General features: G+C 69.6%; 22 protein-coding genes and 1 other RNA gene. 1 reads left to right on the forward strand and 22 read right to left on the reverse strand.

Translation table 11 applies throughout. The features are described from left to right. Positions 1-11: 11 nt before the first annotated feature. From ftsZ to WEB29_07065, 17 genes are all read right to left on the reverse strand, one after another. Positions 12-1,271, reverse strand: a complete 1,260-nt coding sequence (gene ftsZ, locus WEB29_06985) for a cell division protein FtsZ (protein ID MEX2136688.1) — start codon at positions 1,269-1,271, stop codon at positions 12-14. 198 nt (positions 1,272-1,469) lie between these two features. Next, a complete protein-coding gene (gene ftsA, locus WEB29_06990; protein ID MEX2136689.1) occupies positions 1,470-2,708 on the reverse strand; it encodes a cell division protein FtsA in 1,239 nt (412 codons plus the stop codon). 51 nt (positions 2,709-2,759) lie between these two features. Continuing rightward, complete coding sequence (locus WEB29_06995; protein ID MEX2136690.1) at positions 2,760-3,083, reverse strand: small basic family protein; 324 nt, start codon at positions 3,081-3,083, stop codon at positions 2,760-2,762. A gap of 54 nt (positions 3,084-3,137) precedes the next feature. Continuing rightward, entirely contained in the window at positions 3,138-3,917 is a 780-nt protein-coding gene (locus WEB29_07000) for an FtsQ-type POTRA domain-containing protein (protein ID MEX2136691.1), read from the reverse strand. Positions 3,918-3,991: 74 nt separating this feature from the next. After that, a complete protein-coding gene (locus WEB29_07005; protein MEX2136692.1) occupies positions 3,992-5,143 on the reverse strand; it encodes a D-alanine--D-alanine ligase family protein in 1,152 nt (383 codons plus the stop codon). Further along, the gene (murB, locus tag WEB29_07010) at positions 5,140-6,099 is read right to left on the reverse strand and encodes a UDP-N-acetylmuramate dehydrogenase (protein ID MEX2136693.1); all 960 of its coding nucleotides are present in this window, start codon (positions 6,097-6,099) and stop codon (positions 5,140-5,142) included. The genes WEB29_07005 and murB overlap by 4 nt, the downstream gene beginning before the upstream one ends. Then, entirely contained in the window at positions 6,099-7,223 is a 1,125-nt protein-coding gene (locus tag WEB29_07015; protein MEX2136694.1) for a UDP-N-acetylglucosamine--N-acetylmuramyl-(pentapeptide) pyrophosphoryl-undecaprenol N-acetylglucosamine transferase, read from the reverse strand. Before WEB29_07015 ends, murB begins: the two co-directional genes overlap by 1 nt. After that, positions 7,129-8,379, reverse strand: coding sequence for a putative lipid II flippase FtsW (gene ftsW / locus WEB29_07020; GenBank protein MEX2136695.1), 1,251 nt, complete (start codon positions 8,377-8,379; stop codon positions 7,129-7,131). The genes WEB29_07015 and ftsW overlap by 95 nt, the downstream gene beginning before the upstream one ends. Before the next feature lie 5 nt (positions 8,380-8,384). Beyond that, the gene (gene murD / locus WEB29_07025; protein MEX2136696.1) at positions 8,385-9,803 is read right to left on the reverse strand and encodes a UDP-N-acetylmuramoyl-L-alanine--D-glutamate ligase; all 1,419 of its coding nucleotides are present in this window, start codon (positions 9,801-9,803) and stop codon (positions 8,385-8,387) included. Positions 9,804-9,817: 14 nt separating this feature from the next. Beyond that, on the reverse strand, positions 9,818-10,819 hold the full coding sequence (gene mraY, locus WEB29_07030; GenBank protein MEX2136697.1) for a phospho-N-acetylmuramoyl-pentapeptide-transferase: 1,002 nt from the start codon (positions 10,817-10,819) through the stop codon (positions 9,818-9,820). A 2-nt stretch (positions 10,820-10,821) separates the two neighbouring features. Then, complete coding sequence (gene murF, locus WEB29_07035) at positions 10,822-12,270, reverse strand: UDP-N-acetylmuramoyl-tripeptide--D-alanyl-D-alanine ligase (GenBank protein MEX2136698.1); 1,449 nt, start codon at positions 12,268-12,270, stop codon at positions 10,822-10,824. After that, positions 12,267-14,090 (reverse strand): penicillin-binding protein 2, encoded by a 1,824-nt coding sequence (locus WEB29_07040; protein ID MEX2136699.1) that lies wholly within the window; start codon positions 14,088-14,090, stop codon positions 12,267-12,269. The genes murF and WEB29_07040 overlap by 4 nt, the downstream gene beginning before the upstream one ends. Positions 14,091-14,122: 32 nt before the next feature. Next, complete coding sequence (locus WEB29_07045; protein ID MEX2136700.1) at positions 14,123-14,395, reverse strand: hypothetical protein; 273 nt, start codon at positions 14,393-14,395, stop codon at positions 14,123-14,125. A gap of 144 nt (positions 14,396-14,539) precedes the next feature. Further along, a complete protein-coding gene (locus WEB29_07050; GenBank protein ID MEX2136701.1) occupies positions 14,540-14,707 on the reverse strand; it encodes a hypothetical protein in 168 nt (55 codons plus the stop codon). Positions 14,708-14,769: 62 nt separating this feature from the next. Next, positions 14,770-15,723, reverse strand: a complete 954-nt coding sequence (gene rsmH / locus WEB29_07055; protein ID MEX2136702.1) for a 16S rRNA (cytosine(1402)-N(4))-methyltransferase RsmH — start codon at positions 15,721-15,723, stop codon at positions 14,770-14,772. 91 nt (positions 15,724-15,814) lie between these two features. Beyond that, the gene (mraZ, locus tag WEB29_07060; GenBank protein ID MEX2136703.1) at positions 15,815-16,261 is read right to left on the reverse strand and encodes a division/cell wall cluster transcriptional repressor MraZ; all 447 of its coding nucleotides are present in this window, start codon (positions 16,259-16,261) and stop codon (positions 15,815-15,817) included. A 180-nt stretch (positions 16,262-16,441) separates the two neighbouring features. Next, positions 16,442-17,362: a hypothetical protein gene (locus tag WEB29_07065; GenBank protein ID MEX2136704.1), complete on the reverse strand. Its 921-nt coding sequence runs from the start codon at positions 17,360-17,362 to the stop codon at positions 16,442-16,444. Between the two features lie 194 nt (positions 17,363-17,556). Between WEB29_07065 and WEB29_07070 the strand changes: the two genes are divergently transcribed. Continuing rightward, entirely contained in the window at positions 17,557-17,793 is a 237-nt protein-coding gene (locus WEB29_07070) for a hypothetical protein (protein MEX2136705.1), read from the forward strand. 77 nt (positions 17,794-17,870) lie between these two features. On the opposite strand, the gene rnpB is transcribed toward WEB29_07070, so the two are convergent. The 5 genes from rnpB to WEB29_07095 form a co-directional block, all read right to left on the reverse strand. Then, an RNA gene (gene rnpB / locus WEB29_07075) (RNase P RNA component class A) lies at positions 17,871-18,185 on the reverse strand. 13 nt (positions 18,186-18,198) lie between these two features. Beyond that, positions 18,199-18,621, reverse strand: a complete 423-nt coding sequence (locus tag WEB29_07080) for a ribonuclease HI family protein (GenBank protein ID MEX2136706.1) — start codon at positions 18,619-18,621, stop codon at positions 18,199-18,201. Next, the gene (locus WEB29_07085) at positions 18,608-19,402 is read right to left on the reverse strand and encodes a succinate dehydrogenase/fumarate reductase iron-sulfur subunit (GenBank protein MEX2136707.1); all 795 of its coding nucleotides are present in this window, start codon (positions 19,400-19,402) and stop codon (positions 18,608-18,610) included. Before WEB29_07085 ends, WEB29_07080 begins: the two co-directional genes overlap by 14 nt. Positions 19,403-19,415: 13 nt before the next feature. Next, positions 19,416-21,230 carry a fumarate reductase/succinate dehydrogenase flavoprotein subunit gene (locus WEB29_07090; protein ID MEX2136708.1) on the reverse strand — a complete coding sequence of 605 codons (1,815 nt, stop codon included), beginning with the start codon at positions 21,228-21,230 and terminating at the stop codon, positions 19,416-19,418. After that, the gene (locus WEB29_07095) at positions 21,227-22,018 is read right to left on the reverse strand and encodes a succinate dehydrogenase (protein ID MEX2136709.1); all 792 of its coding nucleotides are present in this window, start codon (positions 22,016-22,018) and stop codon (positions 21,227-21,229) included. Before WEB29_07095 ends, WEB29_07090 begins: the two co-directional genes overlap by 4 nt. Positions 22,019-22,021 lie beyond the last annotated feature (3 nt).

Genomic DNA, 22,021 nt, shown 5'->3' on the forward strand with positions numbered 1-22,021 from the left:
CCATGGGAGCGCTATTCGCTCTTGCGGCGCAGGAAAGAGGGGATGTCCAAATCGGTCTCGCCGTAGGTGGGGCGATCGAGCCCGCTCCCACGCACCGGGATCGGCTGCCGCTCGCTGGTGCGCGCGGTCGTCTCGGCTGGCCTCTCGCTGGCGGCGAAGGGCGATGCCTGGGGCATCTGGTCCTCAAGTGCCTGGCGCTCGGCGCGGTCGCGCTCGATCTCGGCCAGGATCTCGCGGCTCCGATCGTCGAGCGATGCCTCGATCCCAGTGGCGACCTCGCTCGCGGCAGTCACGGCCCGGCTCGCCGGTCGTGGCTTGCGCGTGGCGTCGAAGCCGGTGGCGATGACCGTGACCTTGACCTCGTCCCGCATCCGGTCGTCGATCACCGTGCCGAAGATGATGTTGGCCTCCGGATCGGCGGCCTCCTTGATCACCTCGGCCGCCTCGTTGACCTCGAACAGGCCGAGGTCGCTGCCGCCGGTCACGTTGAACAGGATCCCGCGCGCCCCGGTGATGTTGACCTCGAGGAGCGGGCTCATGACCGCGGCCCGAGCGGCCTCGACGGCGCGGTTGTCGCCGGTCCCGATGCCAATTCCCATCATGCTCGAGCCAGCGTCGCGCATGATCGTCTTGACGTCGGCGAAGTCAAGGTTGATGAGGCCCGGCACGGTGATCAGGTCGCTGATCCCCTGCACGCCCTGGCGCAGCACGTCGTCGACCACCCGGAAGGCGTCGAGGATGCTGGTCTTCTTGTCGACCACCTCCCGCAGCCGGTCGTTGGGGATAGTGATCAGCGTGTCGCACTTGTCCTTGAGCAGCTCACTGTATTGCTCGGCGACGAGCTTGCGGCGGACCCCCTCGAAGCTGAATGGCTTGGTGATGACGCCAACGGTGAGGGAATCCAGGTCCTTGGCGATCTCGGCGATGACGTGCGCGGCGCCGGACCCGGTGCCACCGCCCATGCCGGCGGTGATGAAGATCATGTCGGCGTCCTTGAGGGCCTCGTAGATCTTCTCGCTGTCTTCCTCCGCGGCCCGCTGGCCGACCGCCGGGTCGGCGCCGGCGCCGAGGCCTCTGGTGATCTTGTCGCCGATCCGGATCTTGTGCGGCGCGTCGCTCTGCAGGAGGGCCTGGGCGTCCGTGTTCACCGCGATGAACTCGACCCCCATCATCTCGGCGCGGATCATGCGGTTGACGGCATTCGTCCCGCCGCCACCGACCCCGATGACCTTGATCAGTGCGAAGTGCTCGGCGTCGGAACGGAGCGGCATGGGGGGTTCTCCTGCACAAGGTGCTGGCTGCTTGGCTGGGCGAACCCGGAGCTCGCGCGGGTCTGACCGATTCTACCGACCCGGCGGAGGCGGCGTGGCCGATTTATCCACATACGCCTGCCGAGTTGTCCACAGGCCTCGAAATCACGGTGGAGCGATTGGCGGTTGCTCCACATCCGTTGCGTGGCCCGCGACCGATCAGCCCGGGAAGAGGCCTCGGAGCCAGTCCACGAACCGCCCGACGCCGCCGCCGATGGGCGACCCGGTGGTGAAGCTGATCGGCTCGCTGCCGATGTGGTGCGCGCCCCACAGGAGCAGCCCGATCGAGGTGCTGAAGGCCGGGTTTGAGAGCTGGTCCATCAGCCCGCCCACGCCCTGCGGCGACGCCACCCGGACCGGCATCTGGAGCACCTCGCGGGCGAGCTCCGCGACGCCGCCGAGACGCGCGCCGCCACCGGTCAGCACGACCCCCGCGGGGAGGGGGCCGGCGTGGCCCGAGCGCTTGATCTCCTCGCCGATGAGCGAATAGATCTCGCCCATGCGCGCCTCGATGATCTCGCACAGCTTCTTGCGCTGGATCGTCTGCCCGCCGCCCTCGCCGAGCACCGCCACGTTGAGCAGCTCCTCCGGCGCGATCTCGGCCAGGTTGGCGGAGCCGTGCTTGATCTTGATCTCCTCGGCCAGGTCGAGGCTGGTGCGCAGTCCGATGGCCACGTCGTTGGTGACATTGATGGCCCCTACCGGCAGGACGGCGGAGTGGTAGACGGCGCCATCGGTGAAGATCGCCAGGTCGGTGGTGCCGCCGCCGATGTCGGCGACCATCACGCCCAGCTCCTTCTCCGTGTCGGTCAGGGTTGCCTCCGCGGCCGCCAGCGAGCTGATCACCAGCTCGTCGATCTGGACGCTGGCGTTGGCGATGCACTTGGACAGGTTCTGGACCGAGGTGGCTGCTCCGGCGACGATGTGCGTCTCGACCTCGAGGCGCACCGCGCTCATGCCGAGCGGGTCCTTGATCCCTTCCTGTCCGTCGACGATGTAGCCGCGCGGGATGACGTGCAGGATCTCGCGGTTGGAGGGGACCTGGATGGCCTTGGCAGCCTCGGTCGCCCGCGCCACGTCCTCGCGGCTCACCTCGCGCTTGTGGCCGGAGACGGCCACCACGCCGCGGCTGTTCTGGCTGCTGATGTGGCTGCCGCCGACGGCCACGAAGGCCGAGCTGATCTTGTAGCCCGACAGGCGCTCAGCCTTCTCCAGGCTGGCGGCGATCGAGTTCACGGTCTGGTCGATGTTGGCGACCATCCCCTTCTTCATCCCGGCCGAAGGGGCGATCCCATAGCCGATGATGTTGACGTCGCCACCTCGGCTGACCTCGCCGATGAGGGTCGTCACCTTGGTCGTGCCGGCATCGATGCCGACCAGGACCGTCTCCCTGTCCAAGCTACCTCCCGTACGTCCCGTCGCGCTTCCGTGGCACGGGTGCGTCCGAGCCTACAGGAAGTGGCGGCGAATGAGTGCCACGTTTTGGAAGATGCGCAGCCCGAACGCGAACAGCGCGACCAGGTACAGGTCGATTCCCAGCCGGTCGCCGACGAAGGTGAGGGCCGCCGCCACGATGGTGTTCGTCACGAAGCCCGAGATGAAGACCCGGTTGTCGTAATGCGCGTCGAGCTCCGCCCTGATCGCGCCAAGGACCGAGTCGAGGCCGGCCAGGATGCCGACCGCGCTGTAGCGCGCCAGGTCCGGGCTGACGTTCACGTTGAGCGCCAGGCCGAGCGCCACGCCTAGGGCCAGGCCTCCGAGGGCAAGCCACATCAGAGATGCATCCTGCGTGCGCCGCACCGGCCGGTCTCGACCGAGCTGCGGATTTTACGGGCGCCAATATACCCTCCGTGGATCGCGAGCATCCACCCAGCCGACGGTCGCCTCCCCCTCGAAGGAGAAGAGGGTGCGCACCGCGCTGACCTGCGCCTCGACCCGCTCCTGGAGCGCTCCGGGCTGACCGGAATCGGAGTCGGGATAGAAGCCGAAATCAGCCTGCCAGCTGGGCTGATCCGACACGAGTAGGAAGCCGTCGTCGTCGGTCAGCCGCAGATCGAGGTCGGCCGCCGTCGACCCGAGCTCCGCCGGCTCCACCTCGGACAGGCGCAGCGCCGCGGCGAGGGTGGAGGAATCAATTCGATCGCCGACGATCATGCGCCGGCTCGCGACGCGACTATCGTCGATGAGCGGCAGCGCGGCGAGGTCGGCAGGCAGTTCGCCATTCAGCGCCGCCTGGCCGATCAGGGTGCCGTCGGCGTCGCCGATCAGGCGGACGGAGCTCGTCTGCCAGACGAATGCCGCCACTTTTTCCACGATGCGAACGTTCACGGCGTCTGGGAGGACCGCCTCCACCGTTGCCCGGGAGATGGCCGGCAGCCGCTCGAGCTTCGCGGCCACGGCGGTCGCGTCGATCGTCAGCAGGGCCATCCCGTCGAGCGATGCCAGCGCGCGCTGCACCTGAGTGGCCGGGGTGTACCGCTCGCCGGCCCACGCGACCCTGGCGACGCGCAGCCATGGCCCGTTGATGAGAGCCAACAGTCCGCCGATGAGGACCGCGGTCAGCACTCCGGCGGCGATCCGGCCAGGAGCCGGCAGCGCGCCTCTCACACGCCTGCGGAGCGGCGGACCGGGGCGGCGCGCATGGGCCGACGGGCGCTTCCGAGACGTGGTCGAGCGACGCGTCATCGGTCCGCCGGCGGGTCGCCGTTGCCCGGCGTTCGCCCCTCCCGAGCGGATTCCAGCCCAAGCTCGATCAGCCGCTCGATGAGCTCCGCGAATGTGAGGCCCGCCAGCTCGGCCTGCTTCGGGTACATGCTGGTCGTCGTGAACCCCGGCAGCGTGTTCATCTCCGAGAGGTAGACCGCGCCCGGTGGCGCCAGGAAGTCGACGCGCGCCAGGCCGGCGCAGTCGACGGCGCGATACGCGGCCAGCGCGAGCTCCTTGACGCGCGCCGCCAGGTCGGGGTCGACCTGCGCCGCGGGCACCACGTCGGCCAGCCCGGGGACGTACTTGGCCTCGTAGTCGTACCACTCGTGGTGGCTGATCACCTCGCCCGGCTCGAACACGAGCGGGTCGTCATTGCCGAGCACTCCGCATTCGAGCTCCCGGGCGCCTGCGACATACGCCTCGACGATCACCTTGCTGTCGTACCGGAACGCCTCGTCGAGCGCGGCGGCAAGCTCGCCAGGGCCGTGGACCAGGGTCATCCCGACGCTGCTCCCCAGCCGGGCCGGCTTGACCACGGAACGTTCCCCGACTGCATCCGCGATGTCACGCAGGACTCGCTCGGGCGCGCTGCGCCATGCGGTGCGACGGAACCAGGCATAGCCGACCACCGGCAGGCCGTGGCCCCGCATCAGGTCCTTGAAGACGACCTTGTCCATCGCCACCGCACTCGCCATCACCCCCGCGCCGGTGTACGGGATGCCGGCCATCTCGAGGAACCCCTGCAGGGTGCCGTCCTCGCCGAATGGCCCGTGCAGGGCAAGGAATGCGACATCGATCGCGTCGGCCAGCGAGCGCAGGACGGCGCGCGGCGCGAGCTCGGCGCGATCGTCGGCGACGGCGACCGGCAGGTCGGAGTGCGCGCGCAGCAGGCTCGTCTGCTGTGCCGGCGTCGCGGCTCCCAGCAGCTCAGCCAGCGGCTGCTCGCCCAGGAGCGGCGCCGGGCCGGCCGGCAGATGCCACCGCCCGTCGCGATCGATGTACACCAGGTACGGCTCGAACCGATCGCGATCGATGGCCCGCAGGATCGCGTCCGCCGAGCTGATGCTCACCTCGTGCTCGGCCGATTGGCCACCGGCGAAGATGCCGACCCTGAGACGTCCGCTCACCTTCCACCATCCCCGGCGCGGGCGGCTGCCCAGTCGCCGACGAACTCGATCTCATAGGCGAGGCCGATGCCGAAGCGCGCGCTGACCTCGGCGCGCACGCGATCGCCCAGGGCTCGGACATCGGCTGCGCGTCCACCGCGATCGGTCACGATGAAATTCGCGTGCAGCGTGCTCACGCTGGCGGTGCCCACGCGCAGGCCCTTCAGGCCTGCCGCGTCGATGAGGCGACCAGCGTGGTCACCCGCCGGGTTGCGAAAGACGCTGCCGGCATTCTGGTCGGCGAGCGGCTGCGTCGCCACGCGCTGCGCCTGGTGGTCCGCCACTCGTCCCGCGATGGCATCCGGCGCGTCGTTGTCGAGGGCCAGCGTCGTGGCGACGACCACGGCTGGGCTGTGCTTGAAGCGAGATTCGCGATAGGCGAAGCCACACGCGTCCGCGTCGAGCGTACCGATGCTGCCGTCTGCCGGCTCCCAGGCCTCGACCGCCACGACCACGTCCCGCATCTCGCGACCATGCGCGCCGGCGTTGGCCCAGACCGCGCCGCCCAGCGTGCCAGGGATGCTGGTGCCGAACTCCAGGCCGCCCAGGCCAGCGGCAATGCTGCGCCGGACGAGGAGCGCCATCGGCGTGCCTGCGTCGGCGTGCATCCGCTGCCCGTCGATCGCCACGCTCCTGGCCCGGTTGCGGACGACGAGTCCGCGGATCCCCGTGTCGGCGACCACCAGGTCGCTGCCGTTACCGAGGACGAACCACGGAACCTGCGCGTCGCGCGCCAGCCGCAGCGCCGCCAGCAGCTCATCCCGGCTCTGCACCTCGACCAGCCGGTCGGCCGAGCCCCCCACGCGCAGCGTGGTGAGCGGGGCCATCGGCGCATCCGCGGCCAGGGCGATCCCGCGCTCGGCAGCCAGGTCGTCGAGGCGCTCGAGGTCGGCCGTGTTGATCGGCGCCACGACCATCAACCCGCCGTCCCGGTCAGTGACGGCAGCAGCCGTCCCTCCGCCATGGCCAGGAGCTCCTCGGCCAGGAGGCGCGCGGCGTCTGGCCGGGCCAGCGCCCTGGCGGCCTGCCCGATGCGAGCCCTCTGCTCGTCGTCAAGCAGGGCGGTGGCCTCGGCCACCAGTCGATCCCCGTCAAGCTCCGCGTCCGGCACCATGACCGCAGCGCCCTGGTTGGCAAGCCACGCCGCGTTCGCCTGCTGGTGGCCGGCCGCGTGGGGATATGGGACCAGGATCGAGGCGACCCCGACGGCTGCCAGCTCGGCGCAGGTCGACGAGCCGGCACGCCCCAGTACGAGGTCGCTGGCGACCAGCGCCTCAGCCATGCGATCGGTCAGGAAGGCCATCGGCTCGTACCGCTTGGCGAGGGCCTCGGGAAGTCGGTCCCGCATGGCGAGCGCAGCCGGCATCCCCGCGGTCCCGGCCAGGTGCAGGATCCTCCATTCAGGCAGCAACTGCTCCAGCGCCGCATCGAGGGCGGAGGTGATGCGGGCGACCGCCTGCGACCCCCCGAAGACGAGCAGCAGGCGCTCGTCCGGCGCCACCCCGAACGTCGAGCGTGCCACGGCGCGGTCGATGCCGGCGAAGGAGCGAATGGGCGTCCCCGACACGAAGCTGCGGCCGGGAAACGAGTCGAGCGTGGGAGGGAAGGAGACCGCAACGCGGGTAGCCAGGCGGGCGACCGCCGCGGTCGCGCGGCCCGGGATCACGTTGCCCTCCCAGAGGAGGCTCGGAATGCGGCGAGCGCGCGCCGCGGAGACAAGGGGAAGCGCCAGGTAGCCGCCGGTCGTGAAGATCGCGGCCGGACGCAGCCGGCCGAGCAGCCGCCAGGCCTGAGGCACGGACGCAGCCAGGCGGAGCGGGTCGAGCACGAGATGCAGATCGGCACCCGAGCTGCGCAGCGACCGGACCACCAGCTGGTGGTAGGGCAGCTCGCCATTGGCGACCAGGGTGCGCTCGAGACCGCGCGCGCCGCCAATGTAGCTGACCTCAAGCTCGGGCTGCGCGTCGCGCAGTGCCCTTGCGACGGCCAGCGCGGGGTAGATGTGCCCGCCTGTCCCGCCGCCCGACACCGAACACCGCATCAAGCAATGATCCTGTCTGCGTGGTCTCGCGGGAGATCGACAGCAGAATGCCGACCGCCACGAGGTTGATGATGAGGGCCGAGCCACCGTAGCTGATGAACGGCAGCGGGATGCCGGTGACCGGCAGGAGCGCGGTGACGACCATCATGTTGATGCAGGCCTGGGCGAGCAGCCAGGTCGTGATCCCGGCCGCCAGCAGGCCGGAGAAGGTGTCGGGAGCCTGGATCGCGATGCGATAGCCCTGGTACGCCACCATGACGAAAAGGGCCAGCACGGTCAGGGTCCCGATCAGCCCCCACTCCTCGCCGATGATCGCAAAGATGAAGTCGGTCGAAGGGGCAGGGAGGTAGAGATACTTCTGGCGGCTGGCGCCGAGACCGGCGCCGGTGATGCCGCCCAGGGCCAGCGCCATCAGCGACTGCACCGCGTTGTAGCCGGTGTGCAGCGGGTCGCGGAACGGGTCGAGGAAGCCGTCGACCCGCTGCAGCTGATACGCCGTGGTCGTGATCATCAGGTAGGCCGCGCCGAGCACCGCCGCCCCGATCGCGCCGAGGTAGAGCAGGTTGGCCCCGGCCATGAAGAAGATGGCCAGGGAGGCCGCCGCAAAGACCCCGGCCGTCCCAAGGTCCGGCTCGAAGGCGATCAGCAGGAACCCGGGCGCGACGAGGATCACGAACGGCAGCAGCCCATTCCACAGCCCGTGTGCCTCGGTCCCGCGCCGATCCAGCCAGTGGGCGAGGTAGAGGCAGACCGCCAGCTTGGCGAGCTCGGCCGGCTGGAACCCGCCGATCCCCGGCAGGAACAGCCAGCGGCGCGACCCGAATGCCGATGTGCCGATGCCGGGGATCAGGACGATCGCCAGCAGAACCATGGTCAGCACGAAGACGGGGATCGCCGCGTAGCGAAGAAGCCGGAAGTCGGTGCGGCTGGCGGCGAACATGAGCAGCAGCCCAAGGGCCGCCCAGATCCCCTGCTGAAATCCCTGGCTGCCCGGGTCTGAGGTGGAGATGTAGGAGCGCACGCTCGACGCCGAATAGACCATCACCACGCCGATGGCGACCAGCGCGATGACGGAGATCAGGAGCGGATAGGCAATCTCGTGACGCTCGCGCCGCACTCCGGCTCGGGCGGTGCGGCGAGTGGCCGTCGCGGCCATGGCCGTCATGCTTCCGGCTCCGCGGCATTGAGGGCGCGGACGGCCGCGCGGAAGGCGTCTCCCCGGGCGGCGTAGTCGTCGAACATGTCGAACGAGGCGGCCGCCGGGGCCAGCACCACCACGTCGCCCGCCACCGCCCAGGCGGCCGCCGCCGCGACCGCTTCGCGCATGCCCTCGGCCCGGACCACCGGCACGCGGCGGTTGATCAGCTCCTCGAGCCGGTCTGCCGTCTCGCCGATCAGGACCGCCGCGCGACAGCGGCGGGCGACGGTGTCGGCAAATGCCCCGTAGTCGAGCCCCTTGTCCTTGCCGCCGGCGATCAGCACCACCTGCGCCGGCGCGAAGGCGTCCAGCGCGCCAATCGCCGCCATCGGGATCGTTGCCTGAGAGTCGTTGACCCATGCCACGCCCTGGCGTGTGGCGACCCGCTCGAGCCGGTGCGGCACGCCGCCGAAGTCGCGGATGCCGGCCGCGATCGCCTCGTTCGAGGCTCCGGCAAGCGAGGTGGCGAGGGCCGCCGCCAGGGCATCGGTCAGCGTGTGCCGTCCGGGAATGGGCACCTCGGCAGCCGCCAGCACCCGCTCGCCGCGGATCGTCAGCCAGCCGTCGATCAGGCGCGCCGCCATCCATGCGTCGTCGGCCGCGAGCGCATACCACGCGATCGAGGCGGCAGGCAGGCGCGCGCCCAGCTCCCGGCAGCCCGGATCGTCCGCGTTGAGCACGACGTGCCCATGGGTCACGCTCAGTTCGGCGAGGCGAGCCTTGACCGCGCGGTAGGCCTCCTCGGTCCCGTGCCGATCGAGATGATCGGCGCCGATATTGGTGTAGACGGCGATCTCCGCTCCGCGGGAGATGGTCGGAAGCTGCAGCTCGGACAGCTCGAGCACCGCCCAGTCATTCGGGCCGAGGCGCTCAACCTCCTCGATCAGCGGCCGACCGATGTTGCCGCCCAGCAGGTGCGGCATGCCGGCCGAGTCCATGATCGCCCCGATCAGCGAGGTGGTCGTGGTCTTGCCCTTCGTGCCGGTCACCGCCAGCACCCTGGCACGCGTCAGCCGCAGGAAGAGCTCGACCTCGCTCACCAGCTCCACGCCGCGCGCCACCGCCTCGTTGATCGCGGCGCGCAGCCACGCGTCTGTGGTGGGCATCGAGGGCGAGATGCTCGGGCTGGTGACCAGCAGGTCGGCCGCCTCGATCAGGGCGCGTGCGTCGTCAGTGCTGACGCCCAATGCCAGCCGAACCGGCCGGCCGCCCAGCGCCTGGACCGCCTCTGCCAGCTCGGTCGGGGGTCGCCGATCGTAGGCCGCGACGTCCGCGCCGGCATCGGCCAGCAGTCGTGCCACCGCGGTCCCGGAGCGTGCCAGGCCCAGGACCACGGCGTGGCGCCCCCGCAGGTCGTCGAGAGTCGCGATCGGTGCAGTCATGGTTTTCATCGGTCTCACTGCAGCCCGCGCACGGTCGCGAGATAGAGGCTGAAGCCAAGGAGGCCTGCCAGCGCGCCCACGATCCAGAAGCGGACCGTGATCTTCTCCTCCGCCCATCCGATCAGCTCGAAGTGGTGGTGCAGCGGGGCCATCCGGAAGATCCGACGTCCACGCAGCCGGAACGAGGCGACCTGCAGGACGACACTCATGATCACTGCGAAGAAGACGGCGCCGATGATCGCCAGCAGCGGGAGCTGGGCGGTGATGGTCGCGACGACCGCCAGGGTGGCGCCCATCGAAAGGGCGCCCGCGTCGCCCATGATCAGCTGCGCGGGATGGACGTTGAACCACAGGAATCCCATCAGCGCCCCGATGATGAGGGCGCAGAAGATGGCCAGGTTCGGCTGCGACGGCTTGCCGCCGGCGGCCACCAGGGCGATCAGCAGATACGCCACGAAGCTGAAGATGAGGACGCCGCCCGCCAGCCCGTCGAGCCCATCGGTCAGGTTGACGGCATTGCTCACGCCGACGATCACGAAGGCAACGAACAGGACGAAGAGGAGGCCGCCGATGACGACCTCGCCGCCGAACGGGATCGGCACCGAGATGAATGAGATGTCCACCCCCGGGATCGCGAAGTGGCGCTGGATGTAGAACGCGGCCAGGAGGCCCACGGCCGTCTGCCAGAGCAGCTTGACGCGGCCCCGCACTCCGATCCCGGTGTGCACGTTCACGAAGTCATCGATCGCGCCCAGGATGGCGACGCCGACGAGCGCCAGCATCGGGGTCAGGGTGTAGCCGTCCTCGATCCGCATGGCCATGGCCAGGAACATGACCACCACCACCAGCAGCATGCCACCCATGGTCGGGGTCCCCGCCTTTCCGAAATGCCCCTCCGGACCGTCGGATCGGATCTGCTTCCCGAAGCCGAGGCGCTGCAGGAGGCCGATGTAGACCGGGGCGAGCAGGACCACCCCGGCGAAGGCCGCGAGCAGGGCGACGACGATCGGCAGCATGGTCAGGGATGCCCCGCTGGCTGGCCGACGAGTGCCCCCACCAGTCGGTCGAGCTCGATCCCGCGCGATGCCTTCACCAGCAGCAGGTCGCCGACGCCGGGCGCCAGGTCACGCTCGACCGCCAGCACGGCCTCGTCGGCGTCGCGAACCGTGGTCACGCGGCCGAGTCCGGCCGCCCGCGCCCCCTCGGCGATCCAGCGGCCGCGCTCGCCGACAGTCACCAGCGCGTTGGCAACACCCGCCGCCATGGCCCCGACCTCGCGATGCAGCTGCTCCTCACCTGGCCCCAACTCGAGCATGTCGCCGAGGACCGCGTAGCGCGCGCGACCCGGAGCCAGCGGACTCTCGCCCAGGAATTCGAGCGCGGCGGCGACCGAGACCGGCGAGGCGTTGTAGGTGTCGTCGATGATGGTCGCTCCGGCCGTGGCCTCGACCACCGCCATGCGATGCTCGGCGTGGCTCCCCGCCGCCAGCGCCTCCCCCACCTCGTCGAGGGGGACGCCGAAGTGCTGGGCCACCGCGGCCGCGGCCAGCGCATGCGGCACCAGGTGGCGGCCCGGGGTCGCCGAGCGCAGCCGCCGCCGCCCCCAGGGCGCCTCGACGTTGAAAATCGTGCCGTCCACCCCGTGCGACTCGACCTCCGACGCGCGCACGTCGGCGTCCGGCCCGAGGCCGAAGGTGAGCACCGCTGCCGTGGTGACGTCGCGCATGGCCCGGACCCTGGGGTCGTCGAAATTGAGCACTGCCAGCCCATCGGCCGGCAGCGCGGCCGGAAGCTCTGCCTTGGCACGGGCGATCGCATCGAGGCTGCCGGCACGCTCCAGGTGAGTGGGGTGGACGGCCAGCACCACGCCCACCTCCGGGCGAGCGATCTCGGCAAGCCGGGCGATCTCGCCCTCCGAGTACATGCTCATCTCGAGAACGCCCACCTGGTGCGAGGGCTCCAGCTTGAGGAGGGTCATCGGCAGGCCAGTCTCGCTGTTCAGGTTGCCCTCGTTGCGAAGGACGCGCAGGGTGCGGGAGAGGACATCGGCGACGATCTCCTTGGCGATCGTCTTGCCGGTCGAGCCGGTGATGCCGACCACGCGAACGCCCGAACGGGCGCGCCACCAGGCGGCCATCTCCTGGAGGGCCATCAGCGCGTCTCCGACCTGCAGCACGGCAACGTCCGCCCCGGCCGGGAGCTCGACCGGGCGCTCGATGATGAGGACCGTGGCGCCGGCGCGCACGGCATCGGCTGCGAAGCCGTGGCCGTCGGTCCGCTCGCCCCGGAGAGCAACGAAGCAACAGCCCGGAACGACATTGCGAGAGTCAACCGCGGCGGTGGCGAAGGAGGTGATGCTCGTCGGCCCGAGGAGACGGGCCCCGGTGGCAGCCAGGAGATCGTCGAGCCGGATTGACGGTGGCACGCTGCTCCCTGCAACGGGGTCGGCCGAGTCTACCAGCCTCATTTAGCGGCGACCGGCGACACGATTCTGTCGGGAGCGATGGCCAGGTAGTCGAAGATCTGGGGCGCCATGGTCCGGAAGACGCTCACCGGGGTCTGGGCCATCCGATAGAGGCCCCAGGTCACCGGTCGGTGGATCAGGATCAGGGTCACGAACTGCGGGTCGTTGGCCGGCATGATCGAGATGAACGAAGAGTCGATCCAGCCGTGCTGGTAGACGAGGTGGGTCCTCATCTCGTAGATCGGATCCCCGGCGGCATCGGTCCCCACCCGCACGCGCTCCGTCTTTGGCCCGGCGACCTCGGCCGTCCCGGTCTTGCCGGCGATCGAGTAGCCCGGGATGGCGGCCGGCTGAGCCCGGCCGTTGTCGACTGCGTCGGTCAGGAGCCGGACCATCGTCGTGGCCGTCTCCTCGCGCATGATCCGCTCGCCCCTCTGAACGTCGGTGGCGTGATACATGCCATCGGGTCCGGTCCAGCCGGCGATGACGTGCGGCGTCACCAGCGTCCCGCCGTTGGCGATGGCGCAGTAGCCGGCGACGAGCTGCACGGCGGTCACGCTCAGGCCCTGCCCGAACGCATTCTGGGCGGCCGTCAGGTCGCCGGTCGCGTTCGGCCCATCCGGGTTCCAGACCACGCCCGGGGCCTCGCCGGCGATATCGACACCCGTCGGCGAGCCGAATCCAAAGCGCTTGAATGCCTCGTACAACGGCTGCCTGCCAAGAAGGAGGCCGATCTTGGCGGCGCCGACGTTGTCCGACAGGTTCAGCACGTCACCCGCCGTGATTTCGCCGTTGCCGTGGGGCTTGGTGTAGCGGTCGGCGTTCTGGATGCGGACGCCCGCGATCCGCAGGTTGTTGTCGTCGAGCACCGTCGTCCGCAGGTCGATCGCGCCGGCATCGAGCGCGGCGGCGACGGTGAAGGCCTTCATCACCGATCCGGGCTCGTACTGGCGGCTCACGGCCGGGTCCGTGAAGAGGGCCGGGTCGGTGTTCCCATACGTATTGGCGTCAAATGATGGGAACGACGCCATCGCCATGATCGCGCCGGTGTGCACGTCCATCACCAGCCCGGTCACCCCCTGGGCAACGTTCTTCCGATAGGTGCCCCACATCGTCTCCTCGAGGATGTGCTGCAGTCCTGCGTCCAGCGTCAGCTGCAGGTCTGCGCCATCGACGGGGGGCCGCAGCTCATAGACCGAATCGGCGATTCGCCGGCCGATGACATCCTCTTGCGCGCTCACCGATCCCGGCAGCCCTGCCAGGAGCGCATCCTGCGCGCCCTCGACCCCATACTGCCCGTCGCCGTCCACGTTCACGAAGCCGAGCAGCTGTGCGCCGAGCGTGGTCCTGGGTGCCACTCCGTTGATTGGATAGACCCGCTGCGTCTCGGGGAGCATCCCGACCCCGGGGATGTCGAGGGTGGCAACCCATTGAGCCACCTGCGGATCGATGCGCCGCTGCAGCCAGACCCATGGATCCTTGCTGGCGAGCCGGTCCCGCACCTCGTCCGCGTCCATCCCCAGCACTGATGCGAGCAGGCTGGCCGCCCGATCCCGATCGCCCGCCTTGATCTTCGGCGGGATGGCATACACCGACTGGACCTCGACCGAGGTCGCCAGCAACACGCCGTTGATGTCGCGGATCTCGCCCCGCTCGGCAGGGATCTCCTCGTTCTGAGCGAGCTGATTCAGTGCGATCGCCGCGACCCGATCCCGGTCCACCACCTGCCAGAAGACGAGACGCCCTCCGACGAGGCTGGCGAGCATGGCCGTGATGAGCAGCAGGAACAGGGCGCGGGCACGGCTGTCAGTCCTGGCGAGCACGGCTACTCCATCGACCGGGGCATCCCGGCCGATTACTTCAAGTGGGCTGGGTCAATCGATCTCGTGGCAAAGCGGACGACGGCTGGATCGAGCGCCACGAGCTCCAACTCGTTCTGAGCTTTCAGCTTGATGGTGCTCGGCGAACGGGCCACGCCGATCTGGTAGGTGAGCTGCTGCTGCTCCGCCCGCAGGTCGGCGACTCGCGCCTGCAGATCGTCGATCTCATAGCCGAGCGCTGCAACATGGGTCGACTGGCTCAGGTAGAAGAGGCACAGGCCGGCTGCGGCCGCGATCGCCACCAGCATGGTCGAGAGGCTGGCGACCGTTCCACGCCTGCGCGTCGCGCGACGAGCCCTCGCGCGTGAGGGGGAGGCGGGACGCACGCGAACGCGAGATCGACGTCGGACGAGGCCGATCCCAGTCGCTGGACGCGCCCCGACTATGGCCATCTAGGCTGCGCTGGGTCGCGCGTTGAGCTGGATGCTCCAGCTGGTCGTCGTCTCGGGCTCTCGCGCGTCGTCCGCCTCGAGCGCGCCATCGTGGTCGACGGCGCGCGGTGCATCCCATTCCTGGTGCGAGCGCCGCTCACGCAGGTCGCGCTGGCGGCCGCTGTACATGCGTCTGCGACTCGACTGATGACGTGGGCGTCCTCGGCTCATGGGTAACCTCCTGCAGCTGCTTACGCGCCTGCCGGCGCGAGCTTGATGGCCGCTCGCAGACGAGCGCTGCGAGCTCGGCGGTTGCGACTCACCTCGGCGGCGGTGGGCGTGATGCCCCTCCTGGCGATGGGACGGAGCTGTGCGCGGTGCCCGCACAGGCAGACGGGCGGGAGCGGTTCCTCCACGCAGTCGCGGCTCTCGCGGGCCATGAAGCGCTTCACGATCCGATCCTCGCCGGAGTGGTAGCTGATGACGGCCAGGCGGCCCCCCGCTCGCAGTGCCGCGAGGGCCCCGGCCAGTGCCGGCGTCAGCACCTCCAGCTCGCGATTGACGGCGATGCGGAGCGCCTGGAAGGTGCGGGTGGCGGGGTGGATCCGTCCGGCATCGGCGCGGCTGGTGGGAACGGCGGCGGCCACGACCTGCGCCAGGTCGGCGGCTGTCACGAGCCGCCCTTCCGCACGCGCCGCCAGGATCGCCGTCGCGATGCGGCCTGCACGGCGTTCTTCACCAAACGTCGCGAGGATTCCGGCGAGCTCTCGCTGCGACGATCGGTCGATGAGTTCGAGGGCCGATAGACCACGATCTTCATCGAATCTCATGTCCGGCGGCGCATCGGCCGCGAAGCTGAAGCCGCGTCGAGCGTCGGCCAGCTGGTAGCTCGAGAGGCCGAGGTCGAAGAGGACGGCATCGAGGGGGATGAGGTCGGCCGCGCGGGCCTCGTCATAGAGCGCCGAGAAGTTCGCCTGGCGAAGGATGACCCGATCGCCGAAGCGGGCGAGCGTGCGTTGCGTCTCCAGGATGGCCGCCCGATCGGCGTCGAGGCCGAGCAGGCGGCCATCCGGGGACGAGGCCTCCAAGAGCCGCTCGGCGTGCCCACCGCCGCCGACCGTGCAGTCTGCGATGGAGCTGCCGGGACCCACCGCCAACGAGGCAAGAACCTCGTCGACGAGGACCGGCAGGTGCCCTTCTCCCATTCGCGGTCGCACCTTTCGTGTCGGACGACGGGCCGATCGGCCCGGAGACGCATGAATGGAGGGTTCGCGGCGTGCGTCATTCGTCGCGTCCTCAGATCCCGAGATCGGCAAGGTGTTCGGCGAGCGCCTCTGGCTCGTCCTCGATCTTGGAGCGATACGGCAGCCAGGCAGCCGGCGCCCAGATCTCGAGTCGGTTGAGCGCCCCCACCACCACCACTTCCCCGTCGGAGAGGCCGGCGTACTCGCGCAGGTATCCCGGCACGAGGATCCGACCCTGCTTGTCGAGCTCGACCTCCACCGCACCGGACGACATGAAGCGCGCGAACTCGCGGGCGCGGGGGTTGGTCAGCGGCAGCGCCGAGATCTTCCCGGCGAGCTCATCCCACGCGTCGTGCGGGAAGAGGCCAAGGCAGTGGTCGAGCCAGCGAGCGAGCGTGGCTCCCTGTGCCAGGCGCTGCCGAAAGCGCACGGGGACGGCGACGCGACTGCGATCGTCGAGCGTGTGCCGGAATTCGCCGGTCAGGAATGAAGACTGCATGCGAGTCTGCTACCACTGCTCCCCATTTGTCCCCACTTTGGGCCACCGGGCGCCATTGTACAGGGCAGCAACGCGCCGTCAAGGGATTTCTGCACCCAAATGGACCGGACGATCGTTCTGGGACCCGGATTGAGGGGACGCACTCGCCCCTCGGATGGCGAGCGATCTGGTTCTGCGGGCCTAGGTGTCCTCTTGGTCGAGGACGAAGTACCGCTTCTGCCCGTCCGAGCCCTCGTAGACCTCGCGAATGAGGAAGGCGCCCGATCGATCGCGAATGTAGGAGAGGCCGGTGAAGAAGCCGTCACTCGTCCGCCAGTGAAGGAGGCCGTTGGACGCCTCGATTCGGTCCACCGGCGCCTGCGAGAATCGGTCGAAGTGGGCGGTCTCCGAGCGCAGGATGTTGCCGTCGGCGTCGACCTCGAAGAGGGTGTTTTCCCCCTGGAGGACCGTCACCTCATACCCCTTGAAGGTGTCATCCGGTCGTGGCGTCGGGTCCGGCTTGGGGGTCTCCGGGAATGGGGTCTGACTCGCCTGTGGGGTGGGCGACGGCTCCTGGCTGGGAGTGGCGCTGGCGCTCGGCGGGGTGCTGAGGGACGCCTGGGGTGTTGGCGTCGGTCGGGCGGCCACCCCCGGTCCGCTCAGGTAGAAGATGGCTCCGCCCGTGGCCGCGATGGCGAGCAGCATCACCAGCCCGATCAACAGGGGGGCGCGCCGGCCGCCACCACCATCACCGGGTTGCGTCGGAGGAGTCGGTGCGACAGGCGGCGCCGGCGGCACGGGAGGCAGCGGCCGGCGAAGCGCCTCGAGCTCCTCGGTTGGGATGACCAGCACGCCGCGCAGGTAGCGGGGACAATTCCCGTAGCCGCGCCCGAGGCAGACCCGCTCCTGCTGCTCGGCCGAGAGCTCGACCGGGTCGCCAAACGCATAGCAGCGATGCTCGCGGGTGAACCCGTCGTGATATTCGGTCTGGGAGCTGGCGAGGCCCAGAAACGGGCAGATGTTCGCGGGCCGCTTGGCGAGCTCCTCGAAGAGGGCGCGCCGGCTCTGCTCCCGCTCGGCCGCCTCGCGGCTCTCCCGGCTTCGGTTTCGACGCCCGAACAATGCCTGGCGACCTCATCTCGATCAGCGCTGTGGGGATCCAACCCCGATCGAGTGTAGCGCGGCAGAAGCACCGGGCGCGTTACAGCGGGCTGGGATGGTACCAACGCCCCATTGAGGAGGCGCGTGCACCGACCGTAGGCTGCGGGACGACCGGTTCCAACGCCACCCCGGTCAATCGAGGGGAAGGTCGACGCATGGCGGTCCAGAAGCTCGAGCCCAGCACGCGGATCCCGATCCCCCGCCAGGGGCGCATCCGCCGCTGCCGCGTGCGCCATGTTTCGATCCTGCCGGCCGGCGACGGCCCGCGCGTGCAGGTCGACTGCCTGCTTGGCGGTCTCGAGCATCCGCTCCCGCTGGGGACCATGGACGAGGCGCGTTCCATCTGCAACGCCTGCACCGCGACCACGATCTGGCGGGCCGACGAGGACTAGGCCGATGTGGGCGCGCATGCGTGCCCTACACCGATCCGTTGGGACGGTGCGGCGCCGCCAGACGTCGCGTGAAGAATCCCTGGAGAGCGGCCTGTAAGCCGAGTTCTGTGCCGGCGCCCGCGGCGCCGCGACGGCCATCCATCTGAGCGACCTACCCGAGGGCTGAGCGAGCAGCCTGCTGCGGCGCGAACGCCGCCTTGCGCCCTCCTATTCGGTCTTGCTCCGGCTCGAGCTTGCCGCGTTTCACTCCCGCTTGCGCGGGCATCGTCACTGTGGCGCTGGTCCTCGCCTCACGGCGGACGGGCGTTACCCGCGAACCTGCTCTATGGAGCTCGGACTTTCCTCGGACGCCGCCTTTCGACGATCGCGCCCGCGGCCGTCCGGCCGCCTCCAGGGACGAGCATTCTATCGCCGTTCGTCGATGGCGACGTTCGAGAGCCGATCGGCGTCCTTGTTCAGCTCGCGCGGCACGTGGCCGACCGTGTAACTGCTGAGCTGGCCGAGCATCGCCATCACACGAGCATGGATCGGCTTGAGATCGGGATGCTTGACGCGATAGCGGCCGCTGAGCTGGCGCGCCACCAGCTCAGAGTCCATCCGCAGGTCGACGTGGCTGGCGCCCAACAGGAGCGCTTCGCGCAGCGCTTCCTCGACCGCCGTCCATTCGGCGTAGTTGTTGGTACGAACACCCAGGAAGCGCGCGAGCTCGGCGAGGACGGCGCCGGTCTGCGCGTCGCGGAGGACCGCGCCCAGGCCGGCTGGGCCCGGGTTGCCGCGGGCCGCGCCATCGGTGTAGATCAGGAGGCGCAGAGGGTCATCCGTCGTCACGGGGAGGCGGCTTCGCCGCACCCGACTCGGCGACTCGTCGCCAGAACGCCTGGACGGGGTCGTAATAGGCATCGGCAACGCGCTCCTTGAGGGGGATAATGGCGTTGTCGGTGATCTTGATGTGCTCGGGGCAGACCTCGGTGCAGCACTTGGTGATGTTGCAGTATCCGATCCCGCCGTCGTCCTTCAGATCGCGCCGGCGGTCGGCGCGATCCATCGGGTGCAGCTCCAGGCCTGCGACCCGAACCAGGAAGCGCGGCCCCATGAACGGATCCTTGGTCTCGTGGTTGCGCAGCACGTGGCACACGTCCTGGCACAGGAAGCACTCGATGCATTTCCGAAACTCCTGGACTCGCTCGATGTCCTCTTGCTGCCAGCGCCACGCCTCCTCGGGAGCGTCCTCCGGCGGGGTGAATGGCTGGATTCTGCGGTTGACGTCGTAGTTCCAGGAGACGTCGGCGACGAGGTCTCGGATGAGCGGGAAGGTTCTCATCGGCTCGACCCGGATCGGCTCGCCGGCCGGCAGGTCGCTGAGCCGCGTCTTGCAGGTGAGCGTCGGCCGGCCGTTGACCTCGGCACCGCAGGACCCGCACTTGGCCGCCTTGCAGTTCCAGCGCACGGCGAGATCCGGCGCCTCGTGCGCCTGGATCCAGTGGAGGGCGTCGAGCACGACCATCCCCTCCTCCACCGGCACGGAGTACTCGACGTACTCGCCCTCGTCCTCCGGGCCGCCGCGAAAGACCTGGAGGAACCGGAAAGCGAAGGTGCGGGCAGTGGACAATGCGGCAGCTCCCTCAGGTCGTGATCAGGCGGCGCAGCTCGTCGGGCAGCTGGGGAAGTGGCTCAGCCGTCACTCGCATCTGCTCGCCGTCCCGTGCCACCGTGCTGTTGCGACTCCCCCAGCCGGGGTCAAGGTCCGGATGGTCGAGCCGCGCGTGCGCGCCGCGGGTCTCGGTCCGCTGCAGGGCGCTGCGCGTGACCGCCTCGGCACAGACCAGCATGTTCCGCAGCTCAAATGCCAGGTTCCAGCCCGGATTGAAGGCGCGCAAGCCAACGACCTGGACGGTCTCCCAGCGCTCCCGCAGCTGCGCGATCCGCGCGAGCGCCGCCTCCAGGTCGGAAGCTGTCCGGAAGATGCCGACCAGCGACTGCATCGCGGCCTGCAGATCAGCATGAAGCCGATACGGATTCTCGCCCGCCGGTCGGTCGAACGGTGCCGCCAACTCCGCCTCGGCATCGCGGAGCTGCTCCTCGTCGAGCGCACCGGCCGGCGGCGCGTCCGCCGCGAACGCGACTGCCCCGGCACCGGCACGCTGGCCGAAGACGAGCAGGTCAGAGAGCGAGTTGCCGCCCAGGCGATTGGCGCCATGCATGCCTCCCGCCACCTCGCCGGCGGCGAAGAGGCCCGGGCGGGTACTGGCCGCGGTCTCCGCGTCGACCCGTACGCCGCCCATGACGTAATGGCAGGTTGGGCCGACCTCCATCGGTCCGGCGGTGATATCCACGTCGGCAAGCTCCCGGAACTGCTCGTACATGGATGGCAGCTTGCGTCGCACCAGGTCCGGCGGGAGGTAGCTGATGTCAAGGTAGACGCCGCCGTGGCCCGATCCGCGACCCTCGCGCACCTCGGTGTGGATCGCGCGGGCCACGTTGTCCCGCGTCGACAGCTCAGGGGGCTGACGCGCGTCGGTCTCGCGCCCCTCGCTGAGCGCTTCGACCCAGCGGCTGGCCTCCTCATCGGTCTCCGCATACTCGTGGCGACGCTCTTCGGGCAGGTACCGCCACATGAAGCGCTCCGCGTCGCGGTTACGGAGGATGCCCCCCTCCCCGCGCACCGCCTCGGTGACGAGCAGGCCCCGCACGCCAGGCGGCCAGACCATGCCGGTCGGGTGAAACTGGACGAACTCCATGTCGATCAGCTCCGCGCCCGCCTGGTAGGCGAGCGCGTGACCGTCGCCCGAGTATTCCCACGAGTTCGAACTGACCTCCCACGCACGGCCGATGCCTCCCGTGGCAAGGATCACCGCCTTTGCCGCGAAGGCCACCGGCTCGCCGGTCGTGCGCCAGTACCCGAATGCCCCGGTGACCCGGTCGCCGTCGGTCAGCAGCCGGGTGGTGGTGCACTCCATGTAGACCGCCAGCCCCGACTGCACCGCACGATCCTGCAGGGTGCGGATCATCTCCAGGCCGGTGCGGTCGCCGACATGTGCCAGGCGCGGATGCGTGTGGCCGCCGAAGGGGCGCTGAAGAATCCGCCCGTCGCGGGTGCGATCGAAGACGGCGCCCCAGCGCTCGAGCTCGCGGACCCGCTCGGGGGCTTCCTGGGCGTGGAGCTGGGCCATCCGCCAGTTGTTCAGCATCTTGCCGCCGACCATCGTGTCGCGGAAGTGGGTCTGCCACGTGTCGGCGGCTGCGACATTGGCCAGCGCCGCGGCGACGCCCCCCTCGGCCATCACGGTGTGCGCCTTGCCAAGGAGCGACTTGCAGACCAACCCAACCGACACTCCCGCCGCCGCGGCCTCGATTGCGGCCCGGAGCCCCGCGCCCCCGGCGCCGATGACCAGGACGTCGTGCTCGTACGTCTCATAGCTCGGGGTCGCGGAGGTCACAGCCGGATTGCCGGATCCACGATCACCCCGGCCGCCAGGAGCCGGATGTAGAGATCGGCCAGCGCGACCGAAACGAGGCTGACCCATGCCCACAGCATGTGCCGCTCATTGAGGCCGGTGAGTCGCTGCCACGCCCCATAGCGCATCCTCGCGGCCACGCCGCAGGAGAAGGAGTCGAGCCGCCCGCCGGCGAGGTGGCGCAGCGAGTGACAGGAGAGCGAGTAGCCCGTCAGCAGTGCGGCGTTGACGAGGAGGAGGGGGGTGCCCAGGCCGATCCGGATCTGCCCGGTATTCCAGAGCGGGATCACCGCGTCGACCCACAGGAAGAAGAGCGGGATGAAGGCCAGGTACAGGAAGTAGCGGTGGATGTTCTGGAGGATGAAGGGGAAGGCCCGCTCCATCGCGTAGCACCGATGAATGCGCGGCTCACCTACCGCGCACGCGGGCGGATCGGCGAAGTAGGAGCGGTAATACGCCTTCCGGTAGTAGTAGCAGGTCGTCCGGAACCCCAGCGGGACCCACAGGATCAGGATCGCGGGCGAGAACCAGACCGGCAGCGACTCCTTAAAGAGGAGTGGCGAGAAGAGCGGCGAGAGGTAGCCGTCGACCTCGTACGGAACGTGAAAGAGCGGCTCCCAGATCAGCGCGGAGAAGAGCGAGTACGCGATGAAGGTCCCGAAGCCGCCGGCGATGATCCCCGGCACCAGCCACCACGGGTCGCGCCGGCTGGTGGCCCCGAGACCCTGCCGAGCCGTTCCTTGTGGGTTACTCAGGCGCGTGGCGGTCATGCT

The sequence above is a fragment of the Chloroflexota bacterium genome (assembly GCA_040902225.1).
Taxonomy (GTDB): domain Bacteria; phylum Chloroflexota; class Limnocylindria; order QHBO01; family QHBO01; genus CF-167.

Excerpts from the sequence above, each read along its gene's own strand:
- ftsZ (MEX2136688.1), bottom strand. The coding sequence starts at position 1,271 with ATGCCGCTCCGTTCCGACGCCGAGCACTTCGCACTGATCAAGGTCATC.
- WEB29_07045 (MEX2136700.1), bottom strand. The coding sequence starts at position 14,395 with ATGCTGGTGGCGATCGCGGCCGCAGCCGGCCTGTGCCTCTTCTACCTG.
- murB (MEX2136693.1), bottom strand. The coding sequence starts at position 6,099 with ATGGTCGTGGCGCCGATCAACACGGCCGACCTCGAGCGCCTCGACGAC.
- rsmH (MEX2136702.1), bottom strand. The coding sequence starts at position 15,723 with ATGGGAGAAGGGCACCTGCCGGTCCTCGTCGACGAGGTTCTTGCCTCG.
- WEB29_07095 (MEX2136709.1), bottom strand. The coding sequence starts at position 22,018 with ATGACCGCCACGCGCCTGAGTAACCCACAAGGAACGGCTCGGCAGGGT.
- ftsW (MEX2136695.1), bottom strand. The coding sequence starts at position 8,379 with ATGGCCGCGACGGCCACTCGCCGCACCGCCCGAGCCGGAGTGCGGCGC.
- mraY (MEX2136697.1), bottom strand. The coding sequence starts at position 10,819 with ATGCTGCCGATCGTCGTCGCCCTGCTCGCGGCCTTCGCCGGGGTGGTC.
- WEB29_07015 (MEX2136694.1), bottom strand. The coding sequence starts at position 7,223 with ATGCGGTGTTCGGTGTCGGGCGGCGGGACAGGCGGGCACATCTACCCC.
- murD (MEX2136696.1), bottom strand. The coding sequence starts at position 9,803 with ATGACTGCACCGATCGCGACTCTCGACGACCTGCGGGGGCGCCACGCC.
- WEB29_07050 (MEX2136701.1), bottom strand. The coding sequence starts at position 14,707 with ATGTACAGCGGCCGCCAGCGCGACCTGCGTGAGCGGCGCTCGCACCAG.
- WEB29_06995 (MEX2136690.1), bottom strand. The coding sequence starts at position 3,083 with ATGTGGCTTGCCCTCGGAGGCCTGGCCCTAGGCGTGGCGCTCGGCCTG.
- murF (MEX2136698.1), bottom strand. The coding sequence starts at position 12,270 with ATGAGGCTGGTAGACTCGGCCGACCCCGTTGCAGGGAGCAGCGTGCCA.
- WEB29_07070 (MEX2136705.1), top strand. The coding sequence starts at position 17,557 with ATGGCGGTCCAGAAGCTCGAGCCCAGCACGCGGATCCCGATCCCCCGC.
- mraZ (MEX2136703.1), bottom strand. The coding sequence starts at position 16,261 with ATGCAGTCTTCATTCCTGACCGGCGAATTCCGGCACACGCTCGACGAT.